21 protein-coding genes and 1 tRNA gene are annotated in these 25955 nt (G+C 71.4%); 12 read left to right on the top strand and 10 right to left on the bottom strand.

Annotated features, from left to right (window positions below):
* Window positions 1-346: 346 nt before the first annotated feature.
* Entirely contained in the window at window positions 347-2320 is a 1974-nt protein-coding gene (locus ABD883_RS02850; protein WP_295690142.1) for a trypsin-like serine protease, read from the bottom strand.
* Between the two features lie 256 nt (window positions 2321-2576).
* The gene (locus ABD883_RS02845; RefSeq protein ID WP_295690143.1) at window positions 2577-3497 is read right to left on the bottom strand and encodes a hypothetical protein; all 921 of its coding nucleotides are present in this window, start codon (window positions 3495-3497) and stop codon (window positions 2577-2579) included.
* Window positions 3498-3635: 138 nt separating this feature from the next.
* Here ABD883_RS02845 and ABD883_RS02840 point away from each other — a divergent pair, with 138 nt between their 5' ends.
* Entirely contained in the window at window positions 3636-4022 is a 387-nt protein-coding gene (locus tag ABD883_RS02840) for an META domain-containing protein (RefSeq protein ID WP_137318892.1), read from the top strand.
* 120 nt (window positions 4023-4142) lie between these two features.
* Here the strand turns inward: ABD883_RS02840 and ABD883_RS02835 are convergent, their stop codons facing one another.
* Complete coding sequence (locus ABD883_RS02835; RefSeq protein ID WP_137318891.1) at window positions 4143-4781, bottom strand: HD domain-containing protein; 639 nt, start codon at window positions 4779-4781, stop codon at window positions 4143-4145.
* A 141-nt stretch (window positions 4782-4922) separates the two neighbouring features.
* Between ABD883_RS02835 and ABD883_RS02830 the strand changes: the two genes are divergently transcribed.
* Window positions 4923-5996 (top strand): GlxA family transcriptional regulator, encoded by a 1074-nt coding sequence (locus ABD883_RS02830; RefSeq protein WP_254668931.1) that lies wholly within the window; start codon window positions 4923-4925, stop codon window positions 5994-5996.
* Here the strand turns inward: ABD883_RS02830 and ABD883_RS02825 are convergent.
* The 3 genes from ABD883_RS02825 to ABD883_RS02815 all read right to left on the bottom strand — a co-directional run bounded on the left by ABD883_RS02825 (window position 5996) and on the right by ABD883_RS02815 (window position 9112).
* Window positions 5996-6068, bottom strand: a tRNA-Thr gene (locus tag ABD883_RS02825). The two genes, ABD883_RS02830 and ABD883_RS02825, sit on opposite strands and share 1 nt — an antisense overlap.
* 107 nt (window positions 6069-6175) lie before the next feature.
* The gene (locus ABD883_RS02820) at window positions 6176-7051 is read right to left on the bottom strand and encodes a DsbA family protein (RefSeq protein WP_137318889.1); all 876 of its coding nucleotides are present in this window, start codon (window positions 7049-7051) and stop codon (window positions 6176-6178) included.
* 174 nt (window positions 7052-7225) lie between these two features.
* The gene (locus ABD883_RS02815) at window positions 7226-9112 is read right to left on the bottom strand and encodes a serine/threonine-protein kinase (RefSeq protein ID WP_345029648.1); all 1887 of its coding nucleotides are present in this window, start codon (window positions 9110-9112) and stop codon (window positions 7226-7228) included.
* Window positions 9113-9180: 68 nt separating this feature from the next.
* On the opposite strand from ABD883_RS02815, the gene ABD883_RS02810 reads away from it, so the two are divergent.
* Together ABD883_RS02810 and ABD883_RS02805 are read left to right on the top strand one after the other, a co-directional pair.
* Window positions 9181-10764, top strand: a complete 1584-nt coding sequence (locus tag ABD883_RS02810) for an alpha,alpha-trehalose-phosphate synthase (UDP-forming) (RefSeq protein WP_425548412.1) — start codon at window positions 9181-9183, stop codon at window positions 10762-10764.
* On the top strand, window positions 10761-11681 hold the full coding sequence (locus ABD883_RS02805; RefSeq protein WP_345029646.1) for a trehalose-phosphatase: 921 nt from the start codon (window positions 10761-10763) through the stop codon (window positions 11679-11681). Before ABD883_RS02810 ends, ABD883_RS02805 begins: the two co-directional genes overlap by 4 nt.
* 34 nt (window positions 11682-11715) lie before the next feature.
* On the opposite strand, the gene ABD883_RS02800 is transcribed toward ABD883_RS02805, so the two are convergent.
* Window positions 11716-12711, bottom strand: a complete 996-nt coding sequence (locus tag ABD883_RS02800; RefSeq protein ID WP_137320391.1) for a LacI family DNA-binding transcriptional regulator — start codon at window positions 12709-12711, stop codon at window positions 11716-11718.
* Window positions 12711-13712: a LacI family DNA-binding transcriptional regulator gene (locus ABD883_RS02795; RefSeq protein WP_345029642.1), complete on the bottom strand. Its 1002-nt coding sequence runs from the start codon at window positions 13710-13712 to the stop codon at window positions 12711-12713. Before ABD883_RS02795 ends, ABD883_RS02800 begins: the two co-directional genes overlap by 1 nt.
* 114 nt (window positions 13713-13826) lie before the next feature.
* Between ABD883_RS02795 and ABD883_RS02790 the strand changes: the two genes are divergently transcribed.
* The 4 genes from ABD883_RS02790 to ABD883_RS02775 all read left to right on the top strand — a co-directional run bounded on the left by ABD883_RS02790 (window position 13827) and on the right by ABD883_RS02775 (window position 18642).
* Window positions 13827-14510 (top strand): ABC transporter ATP-binding protein, encoded by a 684-nt coding sequence (locus tag ABD883_RS02790; RefSeq protein WP_345029640.1) that lies wholly within the window; start codon window positions 13827-13829, stop codon window positions 14508-14510.
* Window positions 14511-14591: 81 nt separating this feature from the next.
* A complete protein-coding gene (locus ABD883_RS02785) occupies window positions 14592-15854 on the top strand; it encodes a DUF4032 domain-containing protein (RefSeq protein ID WP_345029638.1) in 1263 nt (420 codons plus the stop codon).
* Between the two features lie 308 nt (window positions 15855-16162).
* Window positions 16163-16963 carry an SDR family NAD(P)-dependent oxidoreductase gene (locus ABD883_RS02780; protein ID WP_247423369.1) on the top strand — a complete coding sequence of 267 codons (801 nt, stop codon included), beginning with the start codon at window positions 16163-16165 and terminating at the stop codon, window positions 16961-16963.
* A 260-nt stretch (window positions 16964-17223) separates the two neighbouring features.
* A complete protein-coding gene (locus ABD883_RS02775) occupies window positions 17224-18642 on the top strand; it encodes an MFS transporter (RefSeq protein ID WP_345029635.1) in 1419 nt (472 codons plus the stop codon).
* 26 nt (window positions 18643-18668) lie between these two features.
* On the opposite strand, the gene rlmB is transcribed toward ABD883_RS02775, so the two are convergent.
* Together rlmB and cysS are read right to left on the bottom strand one after the other, a co-directional pair.
* Window positions 18669-19619 carry a 23S rRNA (guanosine(2251)-2'-O)-methyltransferase RlmB gene (gene rlmB / locus ABD883_RS02770; protein ID WP_247423375.1) on the bottom strand — a complete coding sequence of 317 codons (951 nt, stop codon included), beginning with the start codon at window positions 19617-19619 and terminating at the stop codon, window positions 18669-18671.
* A 100-nt stretch (window positions 19620-19719) separates the two neighbouring features.
* Window positions 19720-21189 carry a cysteine--tRNA ligase gene (cysS, locus tag ABD883_RS02765; protein ID WP_265808408.1) on the bottom strand — a complete coding sequence of 490 codons (1470 nt, stop codon included), beginning with the start codon at window positions 21187-21189 and terminating at the stop codon, window positions 19720-19722.
* Window positions 21190-21362: 173 nt separating this feature from the next.
* Between cysS and ABD883_RS02760 the strand changes: the two genes are divergently transcribed.
* From ABD883_RS02760 to ABD883_RS02745, 4 genes are all read left to right on the top strand, one after another.
* Window positions 21363-22454: an S-(hydroxymethyl)mycothiol dehydrogenase gene (locus ABD883_RS02760; protein WP_137318878.1), complete on the top strand. Its 1092-nt coding sequence runs from the start codon at window positions 21363-21365 to the stop codon at window positions 22452-22454.
* Entirely contained in the window at window positions 22454-23131 is a 678-nt protein-coding gene (locus tag ABD883_RS02755) for an MBL fold metallo-hydrolase (RefSeq protein WP_137318877.1), read from the top strand. Before ABD883_RS02760 ends, ABD883_RS02755 begins: the two co-directional genes overlap by 1 nt.
* Before the next feature lie 367 nt (window positions 23132-23498).
* Window positions 23499-24821 (top strand): TRAP transporter substrate-binding protein DctP, encoded by a 1323-nt coding sequence (gene dctP / locus ABD883_RS02750; RefSeq protein ID WP_247423383.1) that lies wholly within the window; start codon window positions 23499-23501, stop codon window positions 24819-24821.
* A gap of 345 nt (window positions 24822-25166) precedes the next feature.
* Entirely contained in the window at window positions 25167-25802 is a 636-nt protein-coding gene (locus tag ABD883_RS02745) for a hypothetical protein (protein ID WP_137318875.1), read from the top strand.
* Window positions 25803-25955: the final 153 nt, after the last annotated feature.

Raw genomic sequence — 25955 nt, 5'->3', positions numbered from 1 at the left:
GGGAACCTCGCCGGACGGGCGCAGGAGCAGACGGCCACCTCGGCGAAGGGGTGCTGGAACGGGCGGGCACCTCGCCTGCGGGAACCGCCGGAACGGGAGTGGCACCTCGGCGGCAGGTGCGGGACACCACTGGCCCCGCACCAGAGCGGCTCGGCACCTATTCGTCCTGAGGCGCACATCGCTCTGAAGGCTCCCGGCACCCATCGACTTTGCGAAGAATCGCGGAATCACTCTCAGAAGCCTTCAAAAATTGAGGGGTGAATGGCGGAGGGCCCCGACACCGTGGTGGTGTCGGGGCCCTCCGGGTGGATCAGGCCGTCGGATCAGGTGAACCGATCAGATCGGATCAGGCCTGGCCCTTCTTGGTGCGACGGGTGGTCACGTAGACCGCGGCTGCGCCGACCACGAGCAGGCCTGCGCCCACGCCGAGTCCGGTGAGCTCGGTACCGGTGCGCGGCAGGTTGCCGTCACCGTTCTCGTCCTCGTCCTCGCCCGGTGCGGCGCCCTCGTCGGCCACGACCTCGAACGAACCGGTGAGCGGCTCGTCGGCGTCGCCCGCGGCGTAGGCACCGGCCGCCGGAGCGGCCTCGGAGCCGGCGTTCGCGGCGTCGTCGTCAGAGGCGGCGGCCACGCGGACCTCGTAGGTGCCGAGGTAGACGTCGGCGTTGGCGGCGTTGGTGCCGTAGACACCGAAGGTCACGACGCCGTTCTCGTCAGCGGTGCCCTCGAGCGTGAAGTCGTTCACCGAGTCGTTCTGCGGGAACACCTCGAGCTCGACGACCTGGCCCGGAGCGTAGCCGGTGCCGGTGATGTTCACGCCCTCGTCCTCGTTCACGAAGTCCGAGACGGACACGCGGCGCGGGTCGATGGTGAGCTCGCGCTCGGCCGGGGCCTCCTCGGTCGGCTCATCGGTCGGAGCCGGCGTGGTGGGGTCCTCGGTCGGGGTGGCCGAGGGGTCCTCGGTCGGCTCGTCCGAAGGATCGTCGGTCGGAGTCGGAGCCGGGTCATCGGTCGGATCCGGTTCCGGGGTGGGCGGGGTCGGCTCGTCATCGGAGGCCTCGACCACGGTGATGGCGAAGGAGGCCTCATCGGAGACGTTGTACTCGCCCTGGCGTGCCACAGCGGTGTACTCCTGCTCGCCGAGCTCCTGCGGGGCCTCGAAGCTCCAGTTGCCGCTGTCATCCGCGGTGACGGTGATCGGCTCTCCGCCGCCCACTGGGGTGACGGTGACCTCCGCGCCGGCCGGGGCGGTGCCGGGCACGCGTGCGCCCTGCTCGACCTCGGTGGTGGTCACCTTCGGGGCCTCGACGAACAGCGCGACGGTGTAGCCGTCGGTGTGGGGCAGGGCGTGGACGAGCGAGGTGCCCCAGAGGAACGACTCGTTGCCGCCCTCGGCGGGGGTGCCACCGCTGACGACGCCGATCGCGGTGCTGCCCTGGAAGATCGCCCCGCCGGAGTCGCCGGGTGCGCCTTCGAGTCCGTTCGCCGCGAATCCGCGGACCCAGCGGTAGTCGGTCCCGGACACGCCGACCCGGCTCCAGCCGTCGACGATGTCGAGATCGTCGTCGTGGGTGAGACCGGTGGTCCGGCCGCTCTTGGAAACCGGCGCACCAGCCTTCGGGGCGCCGACGGCGGTGATGGTCGTCTCGATGCCGGCGGCGAGGTCGTCGTCCCCGGCGGTGGACCAGTCGGTCACCTGCGGGAGGAGCTCGAGATCCGGGTTGTCGACGTCGACGACGGCGATGTCGGTAGAGTTGGGGTCTTTGTCCGCGCCCGCCGAGTGGCCCGGACCGCCGAACTGCGAGAAGGAGAAGGCGCCCATCGGTGCCGAATCCAGGGGCCCGGTCTGCGACTCCTCACCGGCATGAGCGGTGTCCAAGGAAGGAAGGGTGCGGATGGCGGTGGTCATCGAGTCGTCACCGGTGCAGTGGCCGGCGGTGATGACGGCCGGGTCGCCGTTCGGGTCCCAGGCGGTGAAGCCCACCGAGCACAGGCCGGCGTCCTCCACACCCTGGCCGGTCACCGCGTACCCGGCGCCGCCGACGAGCTGATTCTTGGCGTAGGCCTGGAGCGGCTTGGCGATCTCGATGACCTCGACGTTGGAGTACTCGCCCTTGAAGGCCTCGATCTTCTCGATGCCCTCGTCGTCGAGCTCCGATTCCGGAAGAGTGACGACGACGACGTTGCCCTCGCCATCGGTGCCGTAGGCCTGGATGCCTTCGACGCCGTCGAACTCCTGCACCTGCTTGCTCATGGCCTTGACGGACGTGGACGCTTCCTTGGTCGGCTCGGTGGCCGATGCCGGAACCGTGACGAGCACGCCGGTCATTCCCAGCGACGCCGCTGCGGCAAGAGCTGCCGGGCGCGAAAGGAGTCTCTTCCTCATGTGTGCATTCCCTACTTCGATACGAACTGGTCTGAGTGGTCGGGGATCGGAGTGCTGCTGCACAGACCGGACCCTCTGGGGAGGTCAACCTCGGTCGACTTTACCGATCCGTGACCATATGACCAATGACGGCGTGAACGTAACGAACTAGTCACAGGAAGACGACGGTCGCGCAACAACCGCGATCCGCTCAGGCGAGCGGATCGGGGCTCCCGACCCGCGTCGCGGAGTCGTGGAAGGCGATGACCTCGCCTTCGGTCGCACTGCCTCCGTGCCCGATCACCTCGAGCAGCCGGCACACCGCGAACTGCGCGGTGCGCTCCCGGTACGCCGCGAGCCACGTGGGATCGTCCTCGCCGCCCTCCCAGAACCGACCTCGGCCCGAAACCGGGAGCGCGTGCCAACCGGCCCGCCAGGGCTTCGGGGTGAGCCGGGCGCGATAGCTCGCGTGACCGCGGGCGAGCGCGCTGTACCGCGGATCGGCCCCGAGCTCGGTGAGCAGCCCCTGGGCAGCCTCCGTGTCCGCGGTCTCCCGAACTCCGGTGAGGATGACCCGCAGCCCGGCCCGCGTGCGGTAGATCCGCACCCCGTACTCCGGGCGACGGGCGGCGAATCCGCGGATGTACTCCACTGCCGCGCCCTCGGTGATCTCGGGCCGTGCCGGTTCCGGCTCGGCGAAGAGTCTGCCGAGCAGACCACGGCGGGGACCTCCGGCGCCCACTCCGGCCGAGGTCCCGGTCGGCGCCTGCCGCGCCGTCTCCTCGGGGACCTCCTCCCAGCCGGGCACGTCGATGTCGGCGATGAAGAGCCGGTCGGTGTTGAGCACCTCGGCACCGTAGCGGTTGCGGGTGATGACCGCCTCCACGCCGGTGCGTGCCTCCGACACGAGGGCGAGGACCGGCTCCCGGAGCGGGACGCGGGGGTAGTACTCCCCGTGCTCGGGCATCCGGCCGGCGGATTCGGCCGCCGCGACGGCGCGGCGCAGGCGGCCCTCGGCGACGGTGCGCGCCTCGGCCTCGGAGGTCGACGACCACCCCCAGGCCTCGAGTGCGCGGGGCCGGTCGAGCGCGACGGCGCCGGTGGCCTTGAACCAGAATCGAGGGAACTCCATGTGCCCAGTATTCCCGGAGTCGCTGCATCGTCGCGGGTCGACCCGGCATCCCGGCCCAGGCGGTGCGTCCCCCGCTCTCCCACGCCGCGCCCAGGGACTTCCCTGTCGGCCCGGAGTCGCGGTCAGTAGACTCGGGGCATGAGACGCCGATCGCACCATCCCCTCGCAGTCCTGGCCCTGGCATCCACGCTGCTCCTCACCGGGTGCGGCGGCACCGTGTCATCGACGAACGGAGACGACGTGGAATCCGTAGTGGGACGCTGGTCCTCCGACGAGAAGGGTGAGCCGCACCTGAACTTCACCGAGGACGGCAAGGTCGGGGGCAGCGACGGCTGCAACGGCATCGGGACGACGTACGAGCAGGACGGCTCCACCGTCACCCTCACCCGCTTCGCCACCACTCTCAAGGCCTGTATGGGCGTCGACACCTGGCTACGCGAGGCGCGGCACCTCGAGATCGACGGCGAGACCATGACGGTGATGAACGGCGACCACGAGGAGATCGGCACCCTCACCCGCGACTGAGGCGCCGAGCCTCCATCACTCTCACGAGGCACCACACGCACGAGGCCCCGGGATCATCATGATCCCGAGGCCTCGCCCGTTCGCACACGCGCTGTTCGCACACGCGAACCGGTCAGCGGATCACTCCGCCCACTTCGAGGCCTTGATGACCTCGACGAAGTCCGTGCGCTCGAAGCCGGGGAGGAAGTGCTGGAGCACATCGGCCTTGACGTTGCCGAAGGTCGTCTCCGGCCGGTCCTTGAGACCCTCGGTGAAGGCCGCCAGGATCCGGTTCTTGAAGTCGGGGCGCGGGTGGGCCTCGACGACGGCGGCGCGCTGCTCGTCCGTCACCGCGTCGTAGTCGATGCCGAGCACGTCGAGCTCGACGCCGCGGGTGACGAGCGCGACCTCCGGGGCCATGTGGAGCGGGATCTCCGGGGTGGTGTGCAGGGCGATCGCGCTCCATACGCGGTCCGCGAGCTCCTCGGCGATGCCGTGTGCGGTGAGGAACCGGCGCGCCTCGTTCGCCGCGTCGATCTCGAAGCGCTGGTCGGTGGTCCGGTACTTCTCGGTCAGCCCGAGGTCATGGAACATCGCGCCGACGTAGAGGAGCTCGGGGTCGTAGTCGAGCCCGTCGCGCTGTCCGCGCAACGAGCCGAAGAGGAACACGCGGCGCGAGTGGTCGTACACGAGGTCGTTCTCGACGTCGCGGACGAGCGCGGTGGCCTCCTGGGCCAGGGTGCTGTCGGGGATCCGGATTCCGGCGATGGTCTCGGTCATGTCTGCTCTTCCTCTCGTCGTGGCGGTCCAGGAGCCTCCCCGGGCCGCGCTGCTGGAGTCGTGCTGACTCCAGTCTGGTCGGAGGCATTAGGGTGGAGCCATGTCTTTCCGGACTGAAACCCCACTGATTCGGACATGCTCGTGAGTGCGCACCCCACCACTGCGGACTCCCCTGCGCCCCCGAACCCCGCACCCTCACCCGTGCGGGTCGGCATCGTCGTGTTCGACGGGGTCACCATGCTCGATGCCAGCGGTCCCGCCGAGGCGCTCCACCTGGCCGGCCGCTCCGGCGGCTCCTACGCCGTCGACTTCCTCTCCCCGCACGGCGGCACCGTCGCCACCTCCTCCGGGATGGCGATAGCCGACACCATCCCTGCCCGGGCCGCGGGGGCGGTCGACACGCTCGTCGTCGCCGGTGCCGAGCACCTCGCCGGCCCGGCCGTCGACCCGGATCTCCTCACCGCGGTCGAGGCGCTCGCCGGCCCCGCGCGCCGCGTCGCCTCGGTGTGCACCGGGGCGTTCGTGCTCGCCGAGCTCGGTCTGCTCGATGGGCGGCGCGCGACGACGCACTGGCGCCACGCCTCGGCTCTGGCCCGCCGCTACCCGGCGATCGACGTCGACCCGGACGTCATCCAGCTGCGCGACGGCCGGTTCCTCACCTCCGCCGGGATCACCGCCGGCATCGACCTCAGCCTCGCTCTCATCGAGGACGACCTGGGCGCCGAGGCCGCGCGCAGCACTGCGCGCGAGCTCGTGGTGTTCCTCCAGCGGCCCGGCGGGCAGTCGCAGTTCGCCGCCGCACCGATGCCGGCATCACCCGACCCGGTGCTCCGACCCGTCATCGAGGCGGTGCGCGCGGATCCGGCCGGCGACCACACCGCACCGGCCCTGGCGGCGCGCGCCGCGGTGAGCCCGCGGCACCTGAGCCGACTGTTCGACCGGGAGATCGGGATGCCCCCGACGCGGTGGGTGGAGAGCGTGCGGCTCGAACAGGCGCAGCGCCTGCTGCTCGAGGGAGCGAGTGTCACGCGGGCGGCGCAGCGCAGCGGATTCGGCAGCGACGAGACGCTGCGGCGGGTGTTCGCCCGGCACCTGCGGACCACGCCCTCGGAGTACCGGGACCGGTTCAGGACGACCGAACGGGACACCACCGGCCACGGCGGCACTACCGACCGCGTCGACAGCACCACGGCGGTGGCGCCGGGGAAGAAGTGAGCCCCCTGTCAGACTCGAACTGACGACCTTCGCTTTACAAGAGCGGTGCTCTACCAACTGAGCTAAGGAGGCGGGCCGTCCGCGGTCCGGGCGCGCGAGCGCACCGGCCGGACGACGGTTGCAGTGTATTCCATGAGGATCGGACCGGACAAAATGTCCGGACCCGATGCCCGGGTCGCTCAGCCGATCTCGCCGGCGGCGGTGAGGAGCTCGGTGGCGAAGCCCTGCGGGTCCTGCCAGGAGTCGGTGTCCTCGCCGTTGACGAGGACGCGCGGGGTGCCCTGCAGACCGTTGCTCAGCGCGTCCTGCGTGGTGTTCTCGACGAACTTGTCGAAGCTCACGTTCTCCACGCACTGCTGGACGGTCGCGCCGTCCTCGAGGGTGGTCGCCGCCGCAAGATCCACGCCGGCCTCCTCGGCGAACCCGAGGAGCTGCTCGTCGGTCATCCCGGTCTGACCCTCGCCGGGCTGGTTCTCGAAGAGGATCTTCGTGAGGTCCATGTAGGTGCCGGCCTGGCCGCTGTCGGCCACGCAGGCCATGAGGTTCGCCGCGCGGGTCGAGTACTCGTTGCCCTGCGACTGAGCGTCGAGGATCGCGACCGGCTGGTACTCGACGGCGATGGTGCCCTCCTCGACGAGCTTGTCGAGGGTCTGTCCGTTCGCCTGCTCGAAGCCGGCGCAGCCCGGGCACTGGAAGTCCATGAAGACGGTGACCACGGGTGCGGTGTCGGGCAGGCCGGACTCGGTGAACGCGGGCGCGTCGGCCGGGGCGTCATCGCCGGAGGCGCCCTTGGCGCCGTAGGCCTGCACCGACTCGCCGTCGCTCGCCAGGGTGATCGAGCCGGCGGAGTAGTTCTTGGGGCCGGGCGTCGGCTGCGCGGCCTGGTAGATGAGGAACGCGATGACCGCGATCACCGCGACCACGACCACACCGACACCGGTGTAGAGGACGGTCCGCGCGGTCTTCTCCCGCTTGGCCTGCGCCTCTGCGATCTGACGCGCCTTTTCGCGCGCGGCCTGCCGCCGGTCGGCTGCGGACGAGGAGTTCTTCGCCATGTTTCCTCACGTGGGTCTCGCTGATGGTGGATTCGATCCGCGCCCGAGGCGCCCTGCCATGATACGACGCCGGTCACCACGGCCCATTCATGAAGCACGCAGGTTGACCGGCGGGCCGCCCGGGTCGACGGGGAGCCCGGGTCACCGGGAGAGCCCGGGTCGCCGGGCAAGCGCCTACGGGAACTGCGGTTCGGGGATGAGCCCGAAGGGGTTGGCCGGGGACGGCCACCACGTGACCGCGGCACCGGTGAGCACGGTGATGACGGCGAGCACTGCGAGGACGGCGAAGATCGCGACCGCGACCCACTCCCCAGTCGAGGTGCGGGTCACCGGGCTGAGCACGACCCGCGAGCCGTGCCGGAGGTTCGAGGAGCCCGGGCCGAGCCACAGCACCACCGCGCTGGTGAGTGCGGCCGCCCAGAGCGCGGCGGACTCGGAGAACCCGCGCGGCACGATGCCGAGCACGTCGAGGCGCATGAGCACTGCGATCGCCCCGGCGGCGATGAGCGGCAGGATCATGCAGAAGAGCGAGGTGAAGACCGCGCCGAGGAGCGCACCGGGCATCGACCCGACCGAGGACCACAGGCTCACCGAGCCGGGCCCGCGCTCGAACTGCCGCCAGTTGCGGGTCCGGGCCATCGACCCGGCGGTGCGTGCGATGACCTGCCACAGGTACATCGCGATCATCATGATGAACGGTCCCAGCGGGGTGAGCGCGATCGCCAGCAGGTTGAGGGCGAGCACGGCCCAGGCCCCGCCGAGGCGCGGCGGCAGGGGCGGGCCGGGCGGCATGAGCCGGCCCTGCATGCCCGGATGCGGCCCGGGCGCCTGCATCTGCCCGCCGGGCGCAGGGCCCTGCTGATGCTGCTGGGGGCGGCCGTCGATGCCGAGCGGGCCGTAAGGACGCGGCCCGCCGGGCTGCACCTGCTGCGGGGGCATCCCCGACTGCGGGTGCCCGGGCTGCATGGGCCGACCGTCGCGGTGCTGCGCGGCGTACGGATGGAGGGCGGAGTGCCCGGGGTGCGCGGGGTTCGACTGCCGGGGCACCCCGTGGGCGGCGGGCTGGTGTCCGGGGAAGCCTCGTCCGGGGGCGTCTCCGGGTGCGCCCGGGTAGCCCGTGGGACCGGGCACCGCGGGCATGACCGAGGTGCCGCCGGGACCGGTCGCGGCATGGGAGCCGCCCGCGGCGGCCGCCCCGGCCGCAGCACCCGCGGCGGCGGCACCGGCTCCGCCGGTCGACGGCCCCTGGCGCACCGGACCGCCGAGGGTCGGCATGCGTCCGGACTCGATGTCGACGAGCGCGTCGAGGATCATCGTGCCCGAGGGCCGACGCTCGGGCTTGGGGTCGAGGCAGGCGCGCAGCAGCGGGACGAACAGCGCCGGGGCGCCCTCGAGGTTCGCCCGGCCCATCGCCACCCGGCCGAGCACCGCCTCGAGCGGGCCGGAGCCGTAGGGGTTGCGGCCGGTCGCGGCGAACGCCATCGACGCCGCCCAGCCCCACCAGTCGGTCTTCTCGCTCGAGGCCTTGCCGTCGGCGATCTCCGGGCTCAGGTAGCCCGGGGTGCCCATGACGAGGCCGGTCGCGGTGACCTTGACCTCGTCGGCGGCCTGCGCGATGCCGAAGTCGATGACCATCGGCTCGCCGTCCATGATCATGATGTTCGCCGGCTTGAGGTCGCGGTGGATGACCCCGGCCTCGTGCACGGCGTTGAGGGCGTCGAGGAGCGCATGGCCGAAGTGCACGAGCTCGTCCTCGGCGAAGGGCCCGTTCTCCTTGACGTCCTCCGACAGCGTCATCCCGTCGACGAACTCGGTGACGATGAAGGGCTGCTCGGACTCGAGCTCGGCGTCGAGCACCTCGGCGATCCGCGGGTGCTTGATCCGGCGCAGCGTGCGCACCTCGCGCGCCAGGCGCTTGCGGGAGGTCTCGTCGTTGGCGATGTGGGAGTGGAGGACCTTGACGGCGACGGGGTTGTTCTCCCCGTCCACCGCGAGATGCACGACGCCCATGCCGCCGGAGCCCAGCTGCTCGAGCAGGCGGTAGCCGCCCAGTTCTTCCATAGCCACCTCATCCACATTACGCGAGAGAGTAGAATCGCACGTGACCGAGGTTCGACCCGAGGAGCACTGTGACACGCACATCCGCAGATCACGACACCCGTACCTCTCCCCTCCCTCCCCCGCCCGACGGCGCGGACTTCGTCGTCGTCGCCAACCGCCTGCCCGTCGACCGCGACGATTCGGGCCCGGAACCGGTCTGGACCACCTCACCTGGAGGTCTGGTCACCGCGCTCGCCCCGGTCATGCAGGCCAACGACGGCGCCTGGATCGGCTGGGCCGGGATCCCGGACGAGGACATCGAGCCCTTCGACATCGACGGCATGCACCTCGTCCCGCTGACCCTGAGCTCTGATGAAGTCGTCAGCTACTACGAAGGCTTCTCCAACGCCACGCTGTGGCCGCTCTACCACGACGTCATCGTCGCCCCGGAGTTCCACCGCACCTGGTGGGAGAGCTACCTGCGCGTCAACACCCGGTTCGCCGAGGCCGCCGCGAAGACCGCCGCGGCCGGCGCCACCGTATGGGTCCACGACTACCAGCTGCAGCTCGTCCCGGCGCTCGTGCGCGCGCTGCGCCCCGACGTGTCGATCGGCTTCTTCAACCACATCCCGTTCCCGCCCGCCGAGCTCTTCGCCCAGCTGCCGTGGCGCTCACAGATCCTCAACGGTCTGCTCGGCGCGGACCTCATCGGCTTCCAGCGCCCGGCGGACGCCGCGAACTTCCGCCGCGCCGCCCGCGTCCACGCCGGCTTCGCCACGAAGTCGAGCCAGATCCGCGTCCCGGAGAACCCGGAGTCCGGCACGGGCGCCCACATCGCCGAGGCACGCGCCTTCCCGATCTCCGTCGACACCCCGACCCTCGACGCGGCCGCCCGGGACCCGGAGACCATCGCACGGGCGCAGGAGATCCGCTCCGACCTCGGCGACCCGGAGACGCTCATCCTCGGGGTCGACCGCCTCGACTACACCAAGGGCATCAGCCACCGCCTCAAGGCCTACGGGGAGCTGCTCGCCGACGGCTCGATCGACCCCGAGCAGGTCACGCTCGTGCAGATCGCCACCCCGAGCCGCGAGCGGATCGAGCAGTACCAGCAGATCCGCACCGACGTCGAGCTCGCCGCGGGCCGGATCAACGGCGAGCACTCCGACCTCGGCACCACCGCGATCCACTACTTCCACCACTCCTTCCCGCGCGAGGAGATGACGGCGCTCTACCTCGCCGCCGACATCCTCCTCGTCACCGCGCTGCGCGACGGCATGAACCTCGTCGCCAAGGAGTACGTGGCGTGCCGCACCGGTGAGGACGGCGTGCTCGTGCTCTCCGAGTTCGCCGGCGCCGCCGACCACATGAACCAGGCGGTGCTCGTCAACCCGCATGACATCGACGGTCTCAAGGCGAACATCCTGCGCGCCATCGAGATGGAGCCCGCCGAGCGCCGCCGCCGGATGCGCGCCCTGCGCCGGCGCCTCATCCGCGACGACGTGCAGTCCTGGTCGCGCTCCTTCCTCGACACCCTCGAGGCGCTCGACGACGACAAGGACCTGCGCCGCTGGGAGGCCGCCGAGGCGAAGGAGCCGCCCGAGCCCACCGAACCCACCGAGAGCCCCGAGCCGGGAGACACGCCCGCCGCGCCGCGGGAGCCCGCGCCGTGACCGCGCTCAGCCCACCCCTGCAGGCACCCGAGGCGATCGACATCACCGCTCTCACCACGGCCGCGCGGCTGCTCGTCGCCCTCGATTTCGACGGGGTCATCGCCCCGCTCCAGGACGACCCCTCGACCTCGACGCCGGTCGCGGAGTCCGCCACCGCGGTCGAGGCGCTCGCCGCGCTCCCCGGCACCGCGGTCGGCTACATCTCCGGACGCGACGTCGCCGCGCTCAAGGACCTGAGCCGGGCTCCGGCGCGCGCGCTGTTCGTCGGCTCCCACGGCGTGGAGCAGGACTTCACCGGACTCACGGCCGGCACCCCGGCCGGCGTCCCGGCAGGCGGCCCGGCAGGCGGCCAAGCGGGCACCTCGGCGGATGCTGTCGATCCCGACGATCCCTTCCGCTACTCCGCGGCCCCGGACGACGGCGAGCGCGCGCTGCTCGCGCGCCTCGACGCGGAGTTCGAGCGGATCGCCGCCGCCACCCCGGCCGCCGGGCACGGCGAGCTGCGGATCGAGCGCAAGCCGCTCGGCGCCACCTTCCACACCCGCGGCTGCTCGCCGGAGCGCGCGGAGTTCTTCACCGCAGAGCTGCGCCGATTCGCCTCCGCACACCCCGAGCTGCGGTCGCTGACCGGCCACGACATGGTCGAGTTCGGGGTCCGGATGCATACGAAGGGCGACGGCCTCGACACGATGATCGAGCGTGCGCAGGCCACGGCCGCCCTCTACATCGGGGACGACACCACCGACGAGGACGCCTTCGCCCACCTCGCCGACCGGCAGGACTCCGGGTTCCCGGGACTGAGCATCCGGGTGGGCACCGCGGACACCCGGGCGCAGGCCCGGCTCGGGTCGACCGACGACGTCGCGGCCTTCCTCACCCGGCTGGCCCGCGAGCGGGCAGCCCACGTGGGCGGCTGAGCCCGCCGGCCACGATCCCGGCGCGCCCGCCGCGCTACCGCGTGCGGACGGGCATCTCGGAGGAGCGGAGCACGAGCTCCGGGGTCACCGAGTAGTCCGGCAGGGTGCGCGATCCCGCGATGAGCCGCTCGAGCTCGCCGATCGCCGTCTGCGCGAGCTGCGGCCAGTCGAAGGTCACCTGGGACAGGGGCGGGTGGACGACATCGGCGTCGGGCATCTCCCCCACGGTGAGCAGCGACAGGTCCCGCGGCACGTCGAGCCCGGCACGCCGCGCGGACTCGAGGACGCCGAAGGTGATCGCCGGCGAGCAGCTGATGACCGCCGAGCAGTTCGCCTGGAGCAGGCGCTCGGCCGCCTGGGAGCCGGCGAGGATCCCGGGACCGGCCTGCGCCACCGGCGCCTGGTCGCGGGTGGCGGGGATGTGGAGCAGATCGGCCATCGACCTCCGGTAGGCGGCCACCCGGCTCGCCGCCGCGGAGTCCTCCGGCACCGCGATGCCGATCCGCCGGTGCCCCAGGTGCACGAGGTGCCGCACGGCGGTGTCGATCCCCTGGGTGGCGTCGAGGACGATCTGGCCCGTCCCCTCGTGGCGGGCGTTCGACACGCGCATGACCGGGATGTTGAGCGCCGCGAGCCGCTTCGCCTCGGGCCCGGCCGACTGCCCGCCGAGCACCACCGCGCCGACGATCCCGAACTCCTGCAGCCGGGTCGCCGAGGATTCGAGCTCGGGCCCGGTGGTCACGCGCAGCGCCACCCGGCCCACGCGGTAGATCCGGCGCACCATCTCGAGGAACAGGGACTCGAAGGCGTCGACGTCGGCGCCGAGCACGACGGCCTGGACCACGGCGATGATCCCGCGGTCGCTCGGTGCGGCCTCCGCACCGCTCACCCCGAGGGTGCGCAGCGCCACCTCGACGGCGCGGCGCGCCTCGGCCGACACCCCGGGCGCCCGACGCAGCACCCGGGACACCGTCGACTCCGAGCGGCCGGACACCTCCGCGATGCGGGCCAGCGAGACGTCCGTGCGCATCACGAGCGGGCCGCCGCGGTCGAGGCGCGGGCGAGGAGCACGGGCCGGAAGTTCGGGGGCACGGAGCGCATGCGCTCCCCGGGGAGGTCGAGCACGGTGCGCACCCCGGCGGCGAGCGCCCGGATCATGCCCGGGCTGTCGAGCCCGAGCACCGTCGCCGGCGGGGCGGTGTAGCGCATGGTCGAGGAGTCGCCGAAGCCCACCACCGACAGGTCGCGGGGCACGACGAGCCGCCGCTGGCGCATCGCGGCGAACACGCCATGGAGCTGGAGGGCGCTCTGCACGATGACCGCGGTGCAGGTGGCGTCGCGCAGCCGCACCGCGGCCTCGATGCCGCCGGAGTACGACTTGGGGACGGCGGCGATCCAGCCGTCGAGCCGGGACGTCAGACCGCGCGCAGGGTGCTCGGCGAGGAACCGCTCCTGCAGCTGCTCGGCGAGCGCCCCGGCCTCGTTGCACACGAGCCCGATCCGCCGGTGCCCGAGCGCGGTGAGGTGCTCGAAGGCGAGCGTGAGGCCGCCGGTGAGGTCGATGCGGGCAGCGATCCACTCCCCGCCCACCCGCGGACCGCCCGCCGGCGCGGAGGCCGGGGACTTCACCGTCGCCTCGGCGAAGCGCACCACCGGGACGTCGACGTCGAGGGCGGTGAAGGTCGGGGTGACGACGGTGGCGGCACCGGCCTCGGCGCCGGCGCGGACGTCGGCGAGGTCGGGCTGGAGGAACGCCGAGGCGGTGAGCACGCCCTCCGCCTGGAGGCGATCGGACACGCCCCGGCACACCTCGAGCTGCCAGTGCTCAGGCGATTCCGGGGCGCCCACGACGACGAGCCGGGCCACGCTGCTGTGCAGCAGGGTCGAGCGGGTGTAGCCCACCCGGTCGAGTGCGCGGAGCACCCGGTCCCGGGTCGGAGCGGCCACGGGACCGCGTCCGGAGAGCACGCGCGACACCGTGGTGACCGACACCTCGGCGGCGGCCGCGACGTCTTCCAGGCGAACTCTCATACGCCTATCCTACGGTGGGGATGTTCCGCACCACATACCGATCCACCTGCAACGATGCCTGTCGGAGACGAGCAGGCCCCCGCTCGTGCCACCTGCTGAAGGAGACCCGCCTGCATGTCCACGGTCACCCTGACCGACGTCGCCCACCGCTACCCGGCGACCGCGCACGCCTCGGTCGACGGTGTGTCCTTCCATGTGCGCGACGGCGAGTTCTTCGTCCTCCTCGGCCCCGCCGGTTGCGGGAAGTCGACCGTGCTGCGGATGATCCACGGCACCGAGCGGCCGGCCGGCGGCACGATCGAGATCGGCGGCCAGGACGTGTCGAAGATCCCGACGAGCGACCGCGACGTCACGCTCGCCTTCGAGAACTACGCCCTCTACCCGCACATGGACGTCGCGGAGAACATGGGCTTCGCGCTCCGGCTCACCGGGATCAACGAGGACGAGATCGACCGGCGGGTCACCGATGCCGCCGCCCGCCTGAGCCTCAGCGGCCTGCTCCGCGCCCGCCACGACGAGCTCGACGGCCTGCAGCGCCAGAAGGTCGCGCTCGCCCGGGCGCTCGTGCGCAATCCGGGCGTGTTCGTCATGGACGAGCCGCTGGCCAACCTCGCCCCCGAGGTGCGCGACACCACCCGCGACCAGATCCGCACCCTGCAGCAGGAGCTCGGCATCACCACTCTGTACGCCACCACCTCGGCGGCGGACGCGGTGGCGGTGGCCGACCGGATCGCCGTGCTCGACTCCGGCCGGCTCGTCGCGGTGCACGGTCCCGAGGAGTTCGGGCAGCTGCGCTGAGCCGCGCGGCCGGGGACAGGGCAGTGCCCCACCTGCTCGCACGGCCTCGCCCCTGGACTCCTGCACTGAGATGATGGCCCCATGAACATCACCGCCGACCGGCTCGGCAGCGCGATCGCCACGCTGCCGTGGCGCGTCCCGCTCGCCGACTGGCCGCGCGAGCTGCTCGTCGGCCTGCCGCGGGGCATCTCCCGGCACGTCGTGCGGTTCGTCGAGCTCGCCGGCGTGGTCGTCGCGGTCAAGGAGACCGAGGACCCGATCGCCGAGCGCGAGCACGACCTGCTCCAGGTGCTCAGCCAGCTCGACGCCCCCGCCGTCGCGCCGCTGGGCTACATCACCGGGCGCTGCACCCCCGACGGCGAGCGCCTGCCCGGCGCACTGCTCACCCCGCACCTGCGCTACTCGCTGCCGTACCGGGCGCTGTTCAGCCAGGACCTCGCCGCCGCGGTCGCCCGCCGGCTCGTCGACGCGCTCGCCGTGCTCCTCGTCCGCCTCCACCTCGCCGGGTTCTTCTGGGGCGACGTGTCCCTGTCGAACGCGCTGTTCCGGCGCGACGCCGACGCCTTCGCCGCCTACCTCGTCGACGCGGAGACCGGGGAGCTCCACGCGCAGCTGTCCGACGGGCAGCGCGAGCACGACCTCGAGCTGGCGCGCACGAATATCGCCGGGGACTTCCTCGACCTCCAGGCCGGCGGGCTCGTCGACGCCTCGGTCGACCCCCTCGCGGTGAGCAACCGGCTGCTCGAGCGCTACCGGGAGCTGTGGCAGGAGCTCACCGGACCCGAGGAGTTCTCGATGGACGACCGGTGGCGGGTCGACGACCGGGTGCGCCGGCTCAACGACATCGGCTTCGATCTGGGCGAGCTCACCGTCACCACCGACCTCGACGGGGTCACCACCCGGATCGAGCCGAAGGTCGTGGAGCCCGGCCACCACACCCGCCGCCTGCGCCGGCTGACGGGGATCGGCGCGCAGGACAACCAGGCCCGGCGCATGCTCAACGACCTCGACAGCTACCGGATGGCGACCGGCCGCACCGATGAGGACGAGCACGATTCCGCGATGGCGTGGATGTCCGATGTGTACCGGCCCGTGCTCGACGCGGTGCCGGTGGAGTACGCCGACCGGCTCGAGCCCGCGCAGCTGTTCCACGAGTTCCTCGACCACCGCTGGTACCTGTCGGAGAACGCCGGGCACGACGTCTCCACGCCCGAGGCGGTCCGCTCCTACGTCGACACCGTGCTGCCTGCGCACCCGCGCGAGGAGGCCTACCTCCGCGAGCCGAGCACCGGGGCCCTCCAGACGCTGCGCACCGCCGACCCCGACTCCCCCGGCACCCCGTAGACTCCCCACCCCAGACGTCAATTTCCGAAGGTTCCTGAGAGCGGATCCGCCGGAGTTCGCGATCTCGGCAGAGGCGGGCCGGGGCCGCGCCGGCGGCCCGGAATCGTACTGCGCGGTATCCCACCAGCGGCGCGCAATGATGCGTGCATCACGGGATACCGCGCAGTTCGGTACGCCGTCCACCGCCGGGCGGGGATACAGTGCAGATTGGATTCCGCACCACCCTCTTCCACACCACACCACTTCAGCAGCACCGCACCTCATCAGCACCACCATCCCGGCAGCACCACTCCGACGAAAGGCAGACCATGACCGACGCACCCGAATTCCCCTCCATCCCCGCCCTGTTCGACCTCGGCGGCCGCACCGTCGTCGTCGTCGGCAGCGCCTCCGGGCTCGGACAGTCGTCCGCCCTCGGCATCGCGGATGCCGGCGCCCACGTCGTCTGCGCCGACCTCGACGAGGCGGGGGCGCAGAGCACCGTCGAGCTCATTGCCGCCCGCGGGGGTTCGGCCAAGGCGGCCGCGCTCGACGTCACCTCGACCGAATCGGTCGAGGCCATCGTCGCCGCCCACGCCGACGCCGCCGCGCTCGTCATGACCCCGGGTCTCAACATCCGGAAGCGGATGCTGTCGACCACCGACGAGGAGTTCGACCGCGTCATCGACATCAACCTCAAGGGCACCTACCGCCTCATGCGCGGCTTCGGGGCGGAGATGGCCGAGCGCGGACGCGGCTCGATCGTCACCTTCTCCTCCTTCCGGGCGATCGTCGTCGAGCCTGGCCAGGGCCTCTACGCTGCGGCCAAGGCCGGCGTCGTGCAGCTGACGAAGACGCTCGCGAGCGAGCTCGGACCGTCCGGGGTGCGCGTCAACTCGATCCTCCCCGGCCCCTTCGAGACCCCGCTCACCGTGCAGATCAAGTCCGACGAGGAGTGGTGGAACGCCTACGCGGAGAAGACCGCACTCGGCCGCTGGGGGATCCTCCACGAGATCGCCGGGCCGGTGCTGTTCCTGTGCTCGGACGCCTCGAGCTTCGTCACCGGCCACTCGCTGCTCGTCGACGGCGGCTGGATGGCCCAGGACGGACGCTTCTCCCCGCGGGTGTGAGGCCGTCGGCCCGGTCCGCACGGCGGGCCGGGCCCCGGATCGCCCCCGGACCCGAGGCGGGGGCACCTCCCCGGGCACCGCCGATTCTCCGCCCCGCACCGGAGCCGGGATCTCACGATTCGGACACAAGCTGTGCATACGCTGGACACGGAGTGGCCGGACGTGTAGACCTGACACAGTTCTGACCGAATCTCACTGCTGAGCTCGTGGCCCGAGCCCCTCACCGACGAGACGCGGTCCATCGCACGCAAGGAGATCCGGTGTCCTCATCCACCCCCGCCGCCCCCGCGGATCCGGCAGCGAATGCCGAGCTGCGCAAGCGCACACTGCGCAAGGTCGCGCTGCGACTGACCCCGTTCCTCGGGCTCCTCTACTTCATCAACTACCTCGACCGGACCAACATCGGATTCGCCGGCCCCAACGGCATGAACGACGAACTGGGCCTGACCCAGACGATGTTCGGACTCGCCTCGGGCATCTTCTTCGCCGGCTACCTCCTGCTCGAGGTCCCGTCGAACCTCGCCCTCCACCGGTTCGGAGCCCGCCGCTGGATCGCCCGCATCCTCGTCACCTGGGGTGCGATCGCGGCCGCGATGGCCTTCGTGCCGACGACGAGCTGGATGGGCATCACCGGCGAGTGGTGGCTCATCATCCTCCGCTTCCTCCTCGGCATCGCCGAGGCGGGCTTCTTCCCGGGCATCATCCTCTACCTGACCTTCTGGTTCCCCAAGTCCGAGCGCGCCAAGGCCGTCGCCTACTTCATGGTCGCGATCCCGCTGTCGAGCGTGATCGGCGCCCCGGTGTCCGCGCTCCTCATCGAGCACGGCCACGAGATGCTCTGGGGGATGTCCGGCTGGCGCTTCATGTTCCTCATCGAGGGCCTCCCGGCGATCCTGCTCGGCATCATCTGCTGGTTCTTCCTCACCGACCGGCCGCAGGACGCGAAGTGGCTCGCCGACGACGAGCGGGAATGGCTCAAGGCCGAGATGGAGCGCGAAGAGTCGGACACCGCTGCCCGCTTCCACGTGCCGCTGCGCAAGTCGCTGACCTCCGGCCGCGTGTGGGCGCTCGCCTTCGTGTACTTCGGCGTGGTCTATGGCCTCTACGCGATCAGCTTCTTCCTGCCGACGATCATCGAGGGCTTCCAGGAGCGCTTCGGCGTCGAGTACTCGATCTGGGAGAAGGGCCTCCTCACCGCAGTGCCCTTCACCTTCGCCGCGGTCTTCATGATCTTCTGGGCGCGCCACGGCGACCGCACCGGGGAGCGCGTGTGGCACGTCGCCGCTCCGGCGATCGTCGCCGCGATCACCATCCCGATCACCGCCTACGTCGGCTCGCCCTTCCTCGCCATGGTGTTCGTGTCGATCTTCGCCTGCGGCGTCATGGGCTCGCTCGCGACCTTCTGGCCGCTGCCCACCGCGTTCCTCTCCGGAGCCGCGGCGGCCGCGGGCGTGGCGCTCATCAACTCGGTGGGCAACGCCTCGGGCTTCTTCGCCCCGTACATCACCGGCTTCCTCGCCGATGCGACCGGTTCGCAGACCGCGGGCATGTGGGTGATCTCCGCGGCGATGGTCATGGCGGTGATCATCACCGTCTCCCTCGGCGCGCTGCCCAAGGAGAGCCGCGCCGCCGGCACGGCGAACGGAGCCGACCCGGTGCTCCCGCGCGACGTGCGCTGAGCAGTCGCCCGGCTGCGCGCCCCCGCTCAGCTCTCCCGGGAGCGCGTGCGGGCGACCTCGTAGAGGGTGACGGCGGCGGCGATGCCGGCGTTGAGCGATTCGGTGCTCGCCTGGATCGGGATCGACACGATCTGGTCGCAGAGGTCGCCGACGAGTCGCGACACGCCCTTGCCCTCCGAGCCGACGACGATGCACACCGGCGAGCTCGCGAGCTCGAGCTCCGGCAGTTCGACGTCGCCGTCCATGTCGAGTCCGAGGACGAACACGCCCTGCTTCTTGAGGTCCTGGAGCGCGCGGGCGAGGTTGACCACGCGGGCCACCGGGATCCGCGAGGCCGCCCCGGCCGAGGTCTTCCAGGCCGCCGCGGTCATGCTCGCCGAGCGGCGCTCGGGGATGATCACGCCGTGGCCGCCGAACGCCGCGGTGGAGCGGACGATCGCCCCGAGGTTGCGCGGGTCGGTGATGCCGTCGAGCGCGACGAGCAGCGGGGTCTCGAACCGGTCCGCGGCGAGCGCGAGCAGGTCGTCGGGGTGGGCGTAGTCGTAGGACGGCACCTGCAGGGCGATGCCCTGGTGGATGGCGTCGTCGGTGAGCCGGTCGAGGTCGGGCTTGCTCGCCTCGAGCATGGAGATGCCGCGTTCGGCGGCGAGTGCGATCGACTCCTTGACGCGGTCGTCGGCGTCGATCCGCTGGCCGACGAACAGCGCGGTGGCGGGCACGCCCTCGCGCAGCGCCTCGAGCACGGAGTTCCGGCCTGCGACGACGTCGGCCCCGGCCTCGCGCTTCTTGCGCTTGGCCTGCGCGGTCTGGCGCGCCTTCTTGGCCTGCGCCTCCTTGTGCGCCTTGTGGTAGACGCGGTCCTCGGCGCGCGGGGTGGGGCCCTTGCCCTCGAGCTTGCGCCGGCCCTGGCCGCCGGAGCCCTTCGTGGGGCCCTTGCCGGGCTTGCGGATCGCTCCGCCGCGTGACTTCGGTGGCATATCGGGGGTCCTGTCTGTTCAGCGGTGCCGGATCATTGGTGTCGACCGTCCCGGTGGCGGGATCGGTCGGTGGTGGGAGATCGGAGCGGGGTCGACGCGGTCAGTCGGCGAGCGCCCAGCGGAATCCTCCCGGAGTGTCCTCGATGGCGATCCCGGCTGCGGTGAGCCGGTCGCGGATGGCATCGGCGCGAGCGTAGTCCTTCTCCGCCTTCGCCGCCAGCCGTTCGGCGGCGAGCTCGGAGACGAGGGAGTCGAGGGCACGGGTCGCGGCGTCGTCCTGGGCCGAGGCGCTCGCCCAGACCGGCGAGGTCGGGTTGACCCCGAGGATGTCGAGCATGAGCTCGATCTCCGCGACGATCCGTGCGAGGCCGGCCCTGGTATCAGCGTCCGGCGCGGTGCCGGCCGTCTCGAGCTGCCGGTTGCCCTCGCCCACCCGGTCGAAGGCGACGGCGAGTGCGCGCGGGATCGACAGGTCCTCGTCCATCGCGGCGGCGAACTCGTCCGGCACGTCGACCACCCGGTCGCGGTAGCCGGCGGCGGCCTCGGGCACGGGCGGCGCGTCCTCACCGAGCAGCCGCCGGGCGCGGTCGAGGAAGTTCGTGAACCGTTCGAGCGCGGCCTGCTGCTGGGCGACGAGCCCGTCGGAGAACTCGAGCACCGAGCGGTAGTGGGCGGTGGAGAGGAAGTAGCGCACGGTGATCGCCGGGAAGCGGTCGAACAGCGCGTGGGCGAAGATCGAGTTGCCGAGCGACTTCGACATCTTGTCCCCGCCGACGTTGAGCAGCCCCGAGTGCATCCACACCCGGGCGAAGGGGTCCCCGGCGGCGCGGGACTGGGCGAGCTCGTTCTCGTGGTGCGGGAAGCGGAGGTCGAGGCCGCCGCCGTGGATGTCGAACTCGGCGCCGAGGTACTTCGTCGACATCGCCGAGCACTCGATGTGCCAGCCCGGCCGGCCGCGACCCCACGGGGTGGGCCACGAGGCGGACTCCGGGTCCTCGGGCTTGTGGGCCTTCCACAGCGCGAAGTCCCGCGGGTCCTTCTTCCCGCGCAGCGGGGCGTCGGCGGCATCGGACATGTCCTCGAGCCGCTGGTTGGTGAGCGCGCCGTACTCCGGCCAGGCGCTCGCGGCGAAGTAGACGTCGCCGGAGCAGTCGAGCGCCTCGTAGGCCAGCCCGGCCTCGAGGAGGCGGGAGATGAGTTCGACCATCTCCGTGATGTGGCCGGTGGCGCGCGGCTCATAGCTGGGGCGCAGCACGCCCATCCGGTCGTAGGCGGCGGTGAAGACCTGCTCGTAGTGGTAGGCGTGCGCCCACCAGGAGCGGCCCTCCTCGACCGACTTGCTGAGGATCTTGTCGTCGATGTCGGTGACGTTGCGGACGAGCGTGACATCGTAGCCGCGGTAGCCGAGCCAGCGGCGCAGCTGGTCGAACACCACGGCCGAGCGCATGTGCCCGATGTGCGGTGCGCCCTGCACCGTCGCCCCGCACACGTAGATCCCCACCCGGCCGTCGACGACGGGGCGGAAGGGCTCGATGGTGCGGGTGGCGGTGTTGTACAGCTGAATGGTCACGCTCAGAGTCTACCGAGACGCACGGACGCGCTTCACGTCCCGCCCGCCTGGTCCGGACCCGCCGCTGCATTCCGAGCGGGTGGGAATCACCCTTGCCCCCACTTCGGGAGGGCCGCATAGACTGGCCGGAGTACGTATCGTCCACCGCGCATGCTTGCGCGAACGGAGGCCCCATGCCCACCACAGTCAAGGGAATCGTCGCGATGTCGAAGGGAGCTCCGGTGGAGGTCACGGACATCGTGATCCCCGATCCCGGTCCCGGCGAGGTCGTCGTCGACGTCAAGTCGTGCGGTGTCTGCCACACCGACTTCCACTACCGCGAGGGCGGGATCAGCGACGACTACCCGTTCCTCCTCGGTCACGAGTCCGCCGGCGTCGTCTCCGAGGTCGGCGAGGGCGTCGATTCGGTCGAGGTGGGCGACTTCGTCGTCCTCAACTGGCGAGCGATCTGCGGCGACTGCCGCGCCTGCCGCCGGGGCGAGCCGTGGTACTGCTTCGACACCCACAACGCGACCCAGAAGATGACGCTCACCGACGGCACCGAGCTCGAGGCCGCCCTCGGGATCGGCTCCTTCGCGGAGAAGACGCTGGTGGCCGCCGGTCAGTGCACCAAGGTCGAGGAGTCCGATCCCTCCGTCGTCGGCCTGCTCGGCTGCGGCGTCATGGCCGGGATCGGCGCGGCGATCAACACCGGGCAGGTCACCCGCGGCAAGTCCGTGGCAGTCATCGGCTGCGGCGGCGTGGGCAACGCCGCGATCGCCGGTGCGCACCTCGCCGGCGCCTCGCCGATCATCGCGATCGACTTCGACGAGAAGAAGCTCGCGGCGGCGAAGGAGCTCGGCGCGACCGACACCATCGTGTCGAAGGACCTCGACGAGGACGGCGTGGTGAGCGCGGTGCAGGAGCTCACCGGCGGCTTCGGCGCCGATGTCGTCATCGACGCCGTCGGCCGCCCGGAGACCTGGCGGCAGGCGTTCTACGCCCGCGACCTCGCCGGCACCGTCGTGCTCGTCGGCGTGCCGACCCCGGAGATGGAGCTGTCCGTGCCGCTCGCGGACGTGTTCGGCCGCGGTGGCTCGCTCAAGTCTTCGTGGTACGGCGACTGCCTGCCGGACCGCGACTTCCCCATGCTCGTCGACCTCTACAAGCAGGGCCGCCTGCCGCTGGAGAAGTTCGTCACCGAGCGCATCTCGATCGACGGGGTCGAGGACGCGTTCGCCAAGATGGGCCGCGGTGAGGTCCTGCGATCGGTGGTGGAGTTCTGATGAGCGCGCGCATCGATCATCTCGTGACCTCCGGGACGTTCTCGCTCGACGGCGGGGCCTGGGAGGTCGACAACAACGTCTGGATCGTCGGGGACGACTCCGAGGTCATCGTGTTCGACCCGGCGCACTCCCCCGAGGCCGTCGTCGAGGCGGTCGCCGGGCGCACGGCGAGGGCGATCGTCCTCACCCACGGCCACGACGACCACATCCGCGCGGTCGCGGAGACGCAGCGGCTGCTCGGCGGTCCGCCGGTGCTCCTCAATCCGGAGGACCGGGTGCTCTGGGACATGGTGTACCCGGACACGGAGCCCGACGAGGACCTCTCCGACGGCCAGGAGCTCACCGTCGCCGGGGTCGCCCTGCGGGCGATCCACACCCCCGGCCACTCGCCGGGCTCGACGTGCTTCTACGCGGAGTCCGGGCTGTCGGCCGCCGGCCTGCCGGGGGTGGACGCCGCGGGCGAGATGCCGGTCCTCCTCTCCGGAGACACCCTGTTCCAGGGTGGGCCGGGCGCGACGGGCCGCTCGTACTCGAGCTTCGACACGATCATCGAGTCGATCAGCGAGAAGCTGTTCACCCTGCCGGGAGAGACCGTGGTGCTCACCGGGCACGGCGACGCCACCCGGATCGGTGAGGAGAAGCCGCACCTCCAGGAGTGGATCGACCGCGGGGAGTGAGCGGCCCGGCCGCGCCCCGCTGACGGCGGGGTAGCCCCGGAGCCGATGCCGCGACACCGCGCAGCACCGACACAGCGCAACAGTGGGGCTTTCGGACAAGAGTGGTGACAATAATGCCCCAACTCTCGTCCGAAAGCCCCACAGTTCTGCCGGGGGCTGCCGCCCCGGCCCGCGCACGCGTTTCCCCAGCCGGCACCCCGTGTCCAGCATGCAGAACAGCATCTTCAAAACTGAACGATCAATCGCTAGGCTCTCTTCAACGCACATCGGCGTGCGTTCCGGGCTCCCTCGCCCGGGCCGACCCCTCGGGACACGACGACCCTCGGGACCCAGAGAAGCAGGACCGACGATGAATCGACTCAGGACCATGTTCACCCGCACCGGCCGGGGCTCCGTTGCCGCCACGTCCACCTCCGCCCGCACCTGCCGTGCTGTCCCGGCGCTCGCCGCCGGAGCCGCGCTCGCGCTCCTGAGCGGGTGCGCCGGCTCCGCCGGCGGAGGCGGTGGCGGCGGCGGCCAGGGCGGCGGTGAGGGATTCGAGTACGGCGCCTCGCAGGAGGAGATCAACGCCGCGATCGCCGATCTCGACCCGGTCACCCTGACCTACCAGCCGGGCGCGAGCTCACAGGAATCCGAGACCGCGGCCAGCGCGCTCCGATTCAAGGAATACGTCGAAGAGCGTTCGGACGGAAAGATCACCCTCGAGATCGTGTGGGGTCAGGCGATCGCCAGCTATACCGAGCTCGAGGACGCACTCGTCGACGGTCGGGTCGATCTCGCGTTCCACGCCGCGATCTATTTCCCGGAAGAATTCCCCACGATCGACGCCTTCAGCAAGATCACCCAGTACTCGACCCCCGCGCCGCTCACGGGCGAGGCGATCTCGACGGCGATGATGGCCGAGCTCGGGTGGAACACCTCGGAGCACCTCGAGTCCTTCAAGGAGAAGGGACTCACTCCGCTGTCGCCGCTCATGAACTCCGGCGACTACTGGACCGCGTGCCGCGACACCGGCTCCTCGCTCGACGACTGGAACGGCCGTCAGATGCGGATCGCCGGCACCGCGCACACCGCGATCGCAGAGGCGCTCCAGGCGAGCCCGGTCTCGATGGAATACGGCGAGACCTTCGAGGCCCTGCAGCGCGGCACCGTGGACTGCACCTTCGTGCAGCCGCAGGTCGCCGGCTCGACCGGTCTGCTCGAGGTCGCCCCGCACGTCTCGACCTTCGCCGACTCCCGGATGACCGGTTCGGCGACGGCGGCCCACGTCGCCGGCTCCTCGTTCGAGAACCTTCCTCTCGCCTACCAGCAGATCCTGTTCGATGGCGAGGTCGACCACTTCCACGGCATCATCCAGAGCACCCTGGATGCCCAGCGACAAGCGGTCATCGACGCGACCGAGGCCGGAGGCGAGTTCACCGACATGGACCCGGAAGCCGAGAAGGTCATGTCCGATGTCCAGGAGCAGCTCGTCGACGACCTCATCGCCGAGGGCCGGCTGCCGGAGGACATCCGCGAACAGATGGAGGCGTCCGCGGAGAAGTGGACCGGGGTCGTCGAGGAACTCGGCTACACCGACGACGGGGAGCTCACCGACTTCGACGACTGGTACGAGCCCAACGGCGTCGACTTCCGCCCGCTCGGCGAGCGGGTCTTCACCGAGGCGGCAGCCGCCCACCGCCCGAGCTGAGCCGCAGCAGGGCACGAGCACGCTCCTCGGCCCCGCAGCTCAGGTGATTGTGGGGCTTTCGGCGGAGAGTGGTGGCATCAACGCCACCACTCTCCGCCGAAAGCCCCACTCTTGCGGAACAGGGTCTCTGCCGGAGCCGGCGCGGAACGGACGTGCCGCGTCCGAGGCGCCGGGGTGCGGGAATCCGCAGATCCCGCTCGCCCGGCGCCGGTCGGGAATCCTCCAGGGCGCGTGCGCGTTATCCTCGAGACCAGGCCTGTGACCGCCGACTGGGCCCGAGGTCGACTCGCCCGCCCCGGGCGTCGCGCCCCTCGCCCCGGGAGTCGCACGAGAAGGGATCGCGCCATGTCGAACGACCACCGCACCGAGAAGCACCCGCGTCACGACTCCGAGCACCCGCCCGTCACGACCGGTCGCGGCCGACCATCCGGCCCGTCCGCGCGCGCCGACTACACGCTGAGCCGGCACGAGCAGATGTGGATCACTGCGCAGGTCAATCAGCCGGGTTGGAACCTGTTCTACGGCATCGGCCTGCTCGTCGTCGCGATCTCGCTCGCGGTGTCGATCTTCTCCGCACCGCTGACCAGCGGATCCACGGCGATCGCGCTCGGCCTGTCCGCAGTCATCGCCGTCGGCGGGCTCATGCTGTGCCGGATGGGCTGGCGGCGCATCGCGCCGCTGCAGCGGTTGCGCCGCGACCGCGCCCCGCACACCACCCGGTCCGTCGAGGTGCAGGGCCTGCTCGGCTCCAATGCCCTGCGCCTCCTGCAGGACGACGGACGCGAGGTGTCGCTTCGCGGGCCCGCACCCTCGACAGCGGACGGTGACCGGTCCGAGGCGCCGATCCCCGTGGGCTCGACTGCGCAGCTCTCCGTGTTCGCCCCCTACGACGAGCTCGGCTCCGCGCCGGCTCGGCTGCTGCTCGCCGACGGCGACCACGCGATCGGCTGGATCACCGACGACGGCGCCGCCCGCTTCTGAATCGCCCGGCCCGCGGGCGGCAAGCCGGTTCCCGGCTCGCTCCTGCACGGGACGCAGGTTCCGCAGGCGCGCCAGTTCGGTCGGGCCGACTCGCGAGTCACCGTGGTGCGGTCACTCGGCAGAAACCGCACCGGAACGACTCCGGAACGTCTG

Source organism: Brevibacterium pityocampae, assembly GCF_039541555.1.
Taxonomy (GTDB): domain Bacteria; phylum Actinomycetota; class Actinomycetes; order Actinomycetales; family Brevibacteriaceae; genus Brevibacterium; species Brevibacterium pityocampae.
The sequence above is the reverse complement of the archived record's forward strand: the minus strand, read 5'-3'. Positions and strand labels throughout refer to the sequence as shown.

Bases quoted from the DNA above. Each gene is read 5' to 3' on its own strand.
- ABD883_RS02845 (WP_295690143.1), bottom strand. From the start codon at position 3,497: ATGGAGTTCCCTCGATTCTGGTTCAAGGCCACCGGCGCCGTCGCGCTC.
- ABD883_RS02840 (WP_137318892.1), top strand. From the start codon at position 3,636: ATGAGACGCCGATCGCACCATCCCCTCGCAGTCCTGGCCCTGGCATCC.
- ABD883_RS02835 (WP_137318891.1), bottom strand. From the start codon at position 4,781: ATGACCGAGACCATCGCCGGAATCCGGATCCCCGACAGCACCCTGGCC.
- ABD883_RS02820 (WP_137318889.1), bottom strand. From the start codon at position 7,051: ATGGCGAAGAACTCCTCGTCCGCAGCCGACCGGCGGCAGGCCGCGCGC.
- ABD883_RS02815 (WP_345029648.1), bottom strand. From the start codon at position 9,112: ATGGAAGAACTGGGCGGCTACCGCCTGCTCGAGCAGCTGGGCTCCGGC.
- ABD883_RS02800 (WP_137320391.1), bottom strand. From the start codon at position 12,711: ATGCGCACGGACGTCTCGCTGGCCCGCATCGCGGAGGTGTCCGGCCGC.
- ABD883_RS02795 (WP_345029642.1), bottom strand. From the start codon at position 13,712: ATGAGAGTTCGCCTGGAAGACGTCGCGGCCGCCGCCGAGGTGTCGGTC.
- ABD883_RS02790 (WP_345029640.1), top strand. From the start codon at position 13,827: ATGTCCACGGTCACCCTGACCGACGTCGCCCACCGCTACCCGGCGACC.
- ABD883_RS02785 (WP_345029638.1), top strand. From the start codon at position 14,592: ATGAACATCACCGCCGACCGGCTCGGCAGCGCGATCGCCACGCTGCCG.
- ABD883_RS02780 (WP_247423369.1), top strand. From the start codon at position 16,163: ATGACCGACGCACCCGAATTCCCCTCCATCCCCGCCCTGTTCGACCTC.
- rlmB (WP_247423375.1), bottom strand. From the start codon at position 19,619: ATGCCACCGAAGTCACGCGGCGGAGCGATCCGCAAGCCCGGCAAGGGC.
- ABD883_RS02760 (WP_137318878.1), top strand. From the start codon at position 21,363: ATGCCCACCACAGTCAAGGGAATCGTCGCGATGTCGAAGGGAGCTCCG.
- ABD883_RS02755 (WP_137318877.1), top strand. From the start codon at position 22,454: ATGAGCGCGCGCATCGATCATCTCGTGACCTCCGGGACGTTCTCGCTC.
- dctP (WP_247423383.1), top strand. From the start codon at position 23,499: ATGTTCACCCGCACCGGCCGGGGCTCCGTTGCCGCCACGTCCACCTCC.
- ABD883_RS02745 (WP_137318875.1), top strand. From the start codon at position 25,167: ATGTCGAACGACCACCGCACCGAGAAGCACCCGCGTCACGACTCCGAG.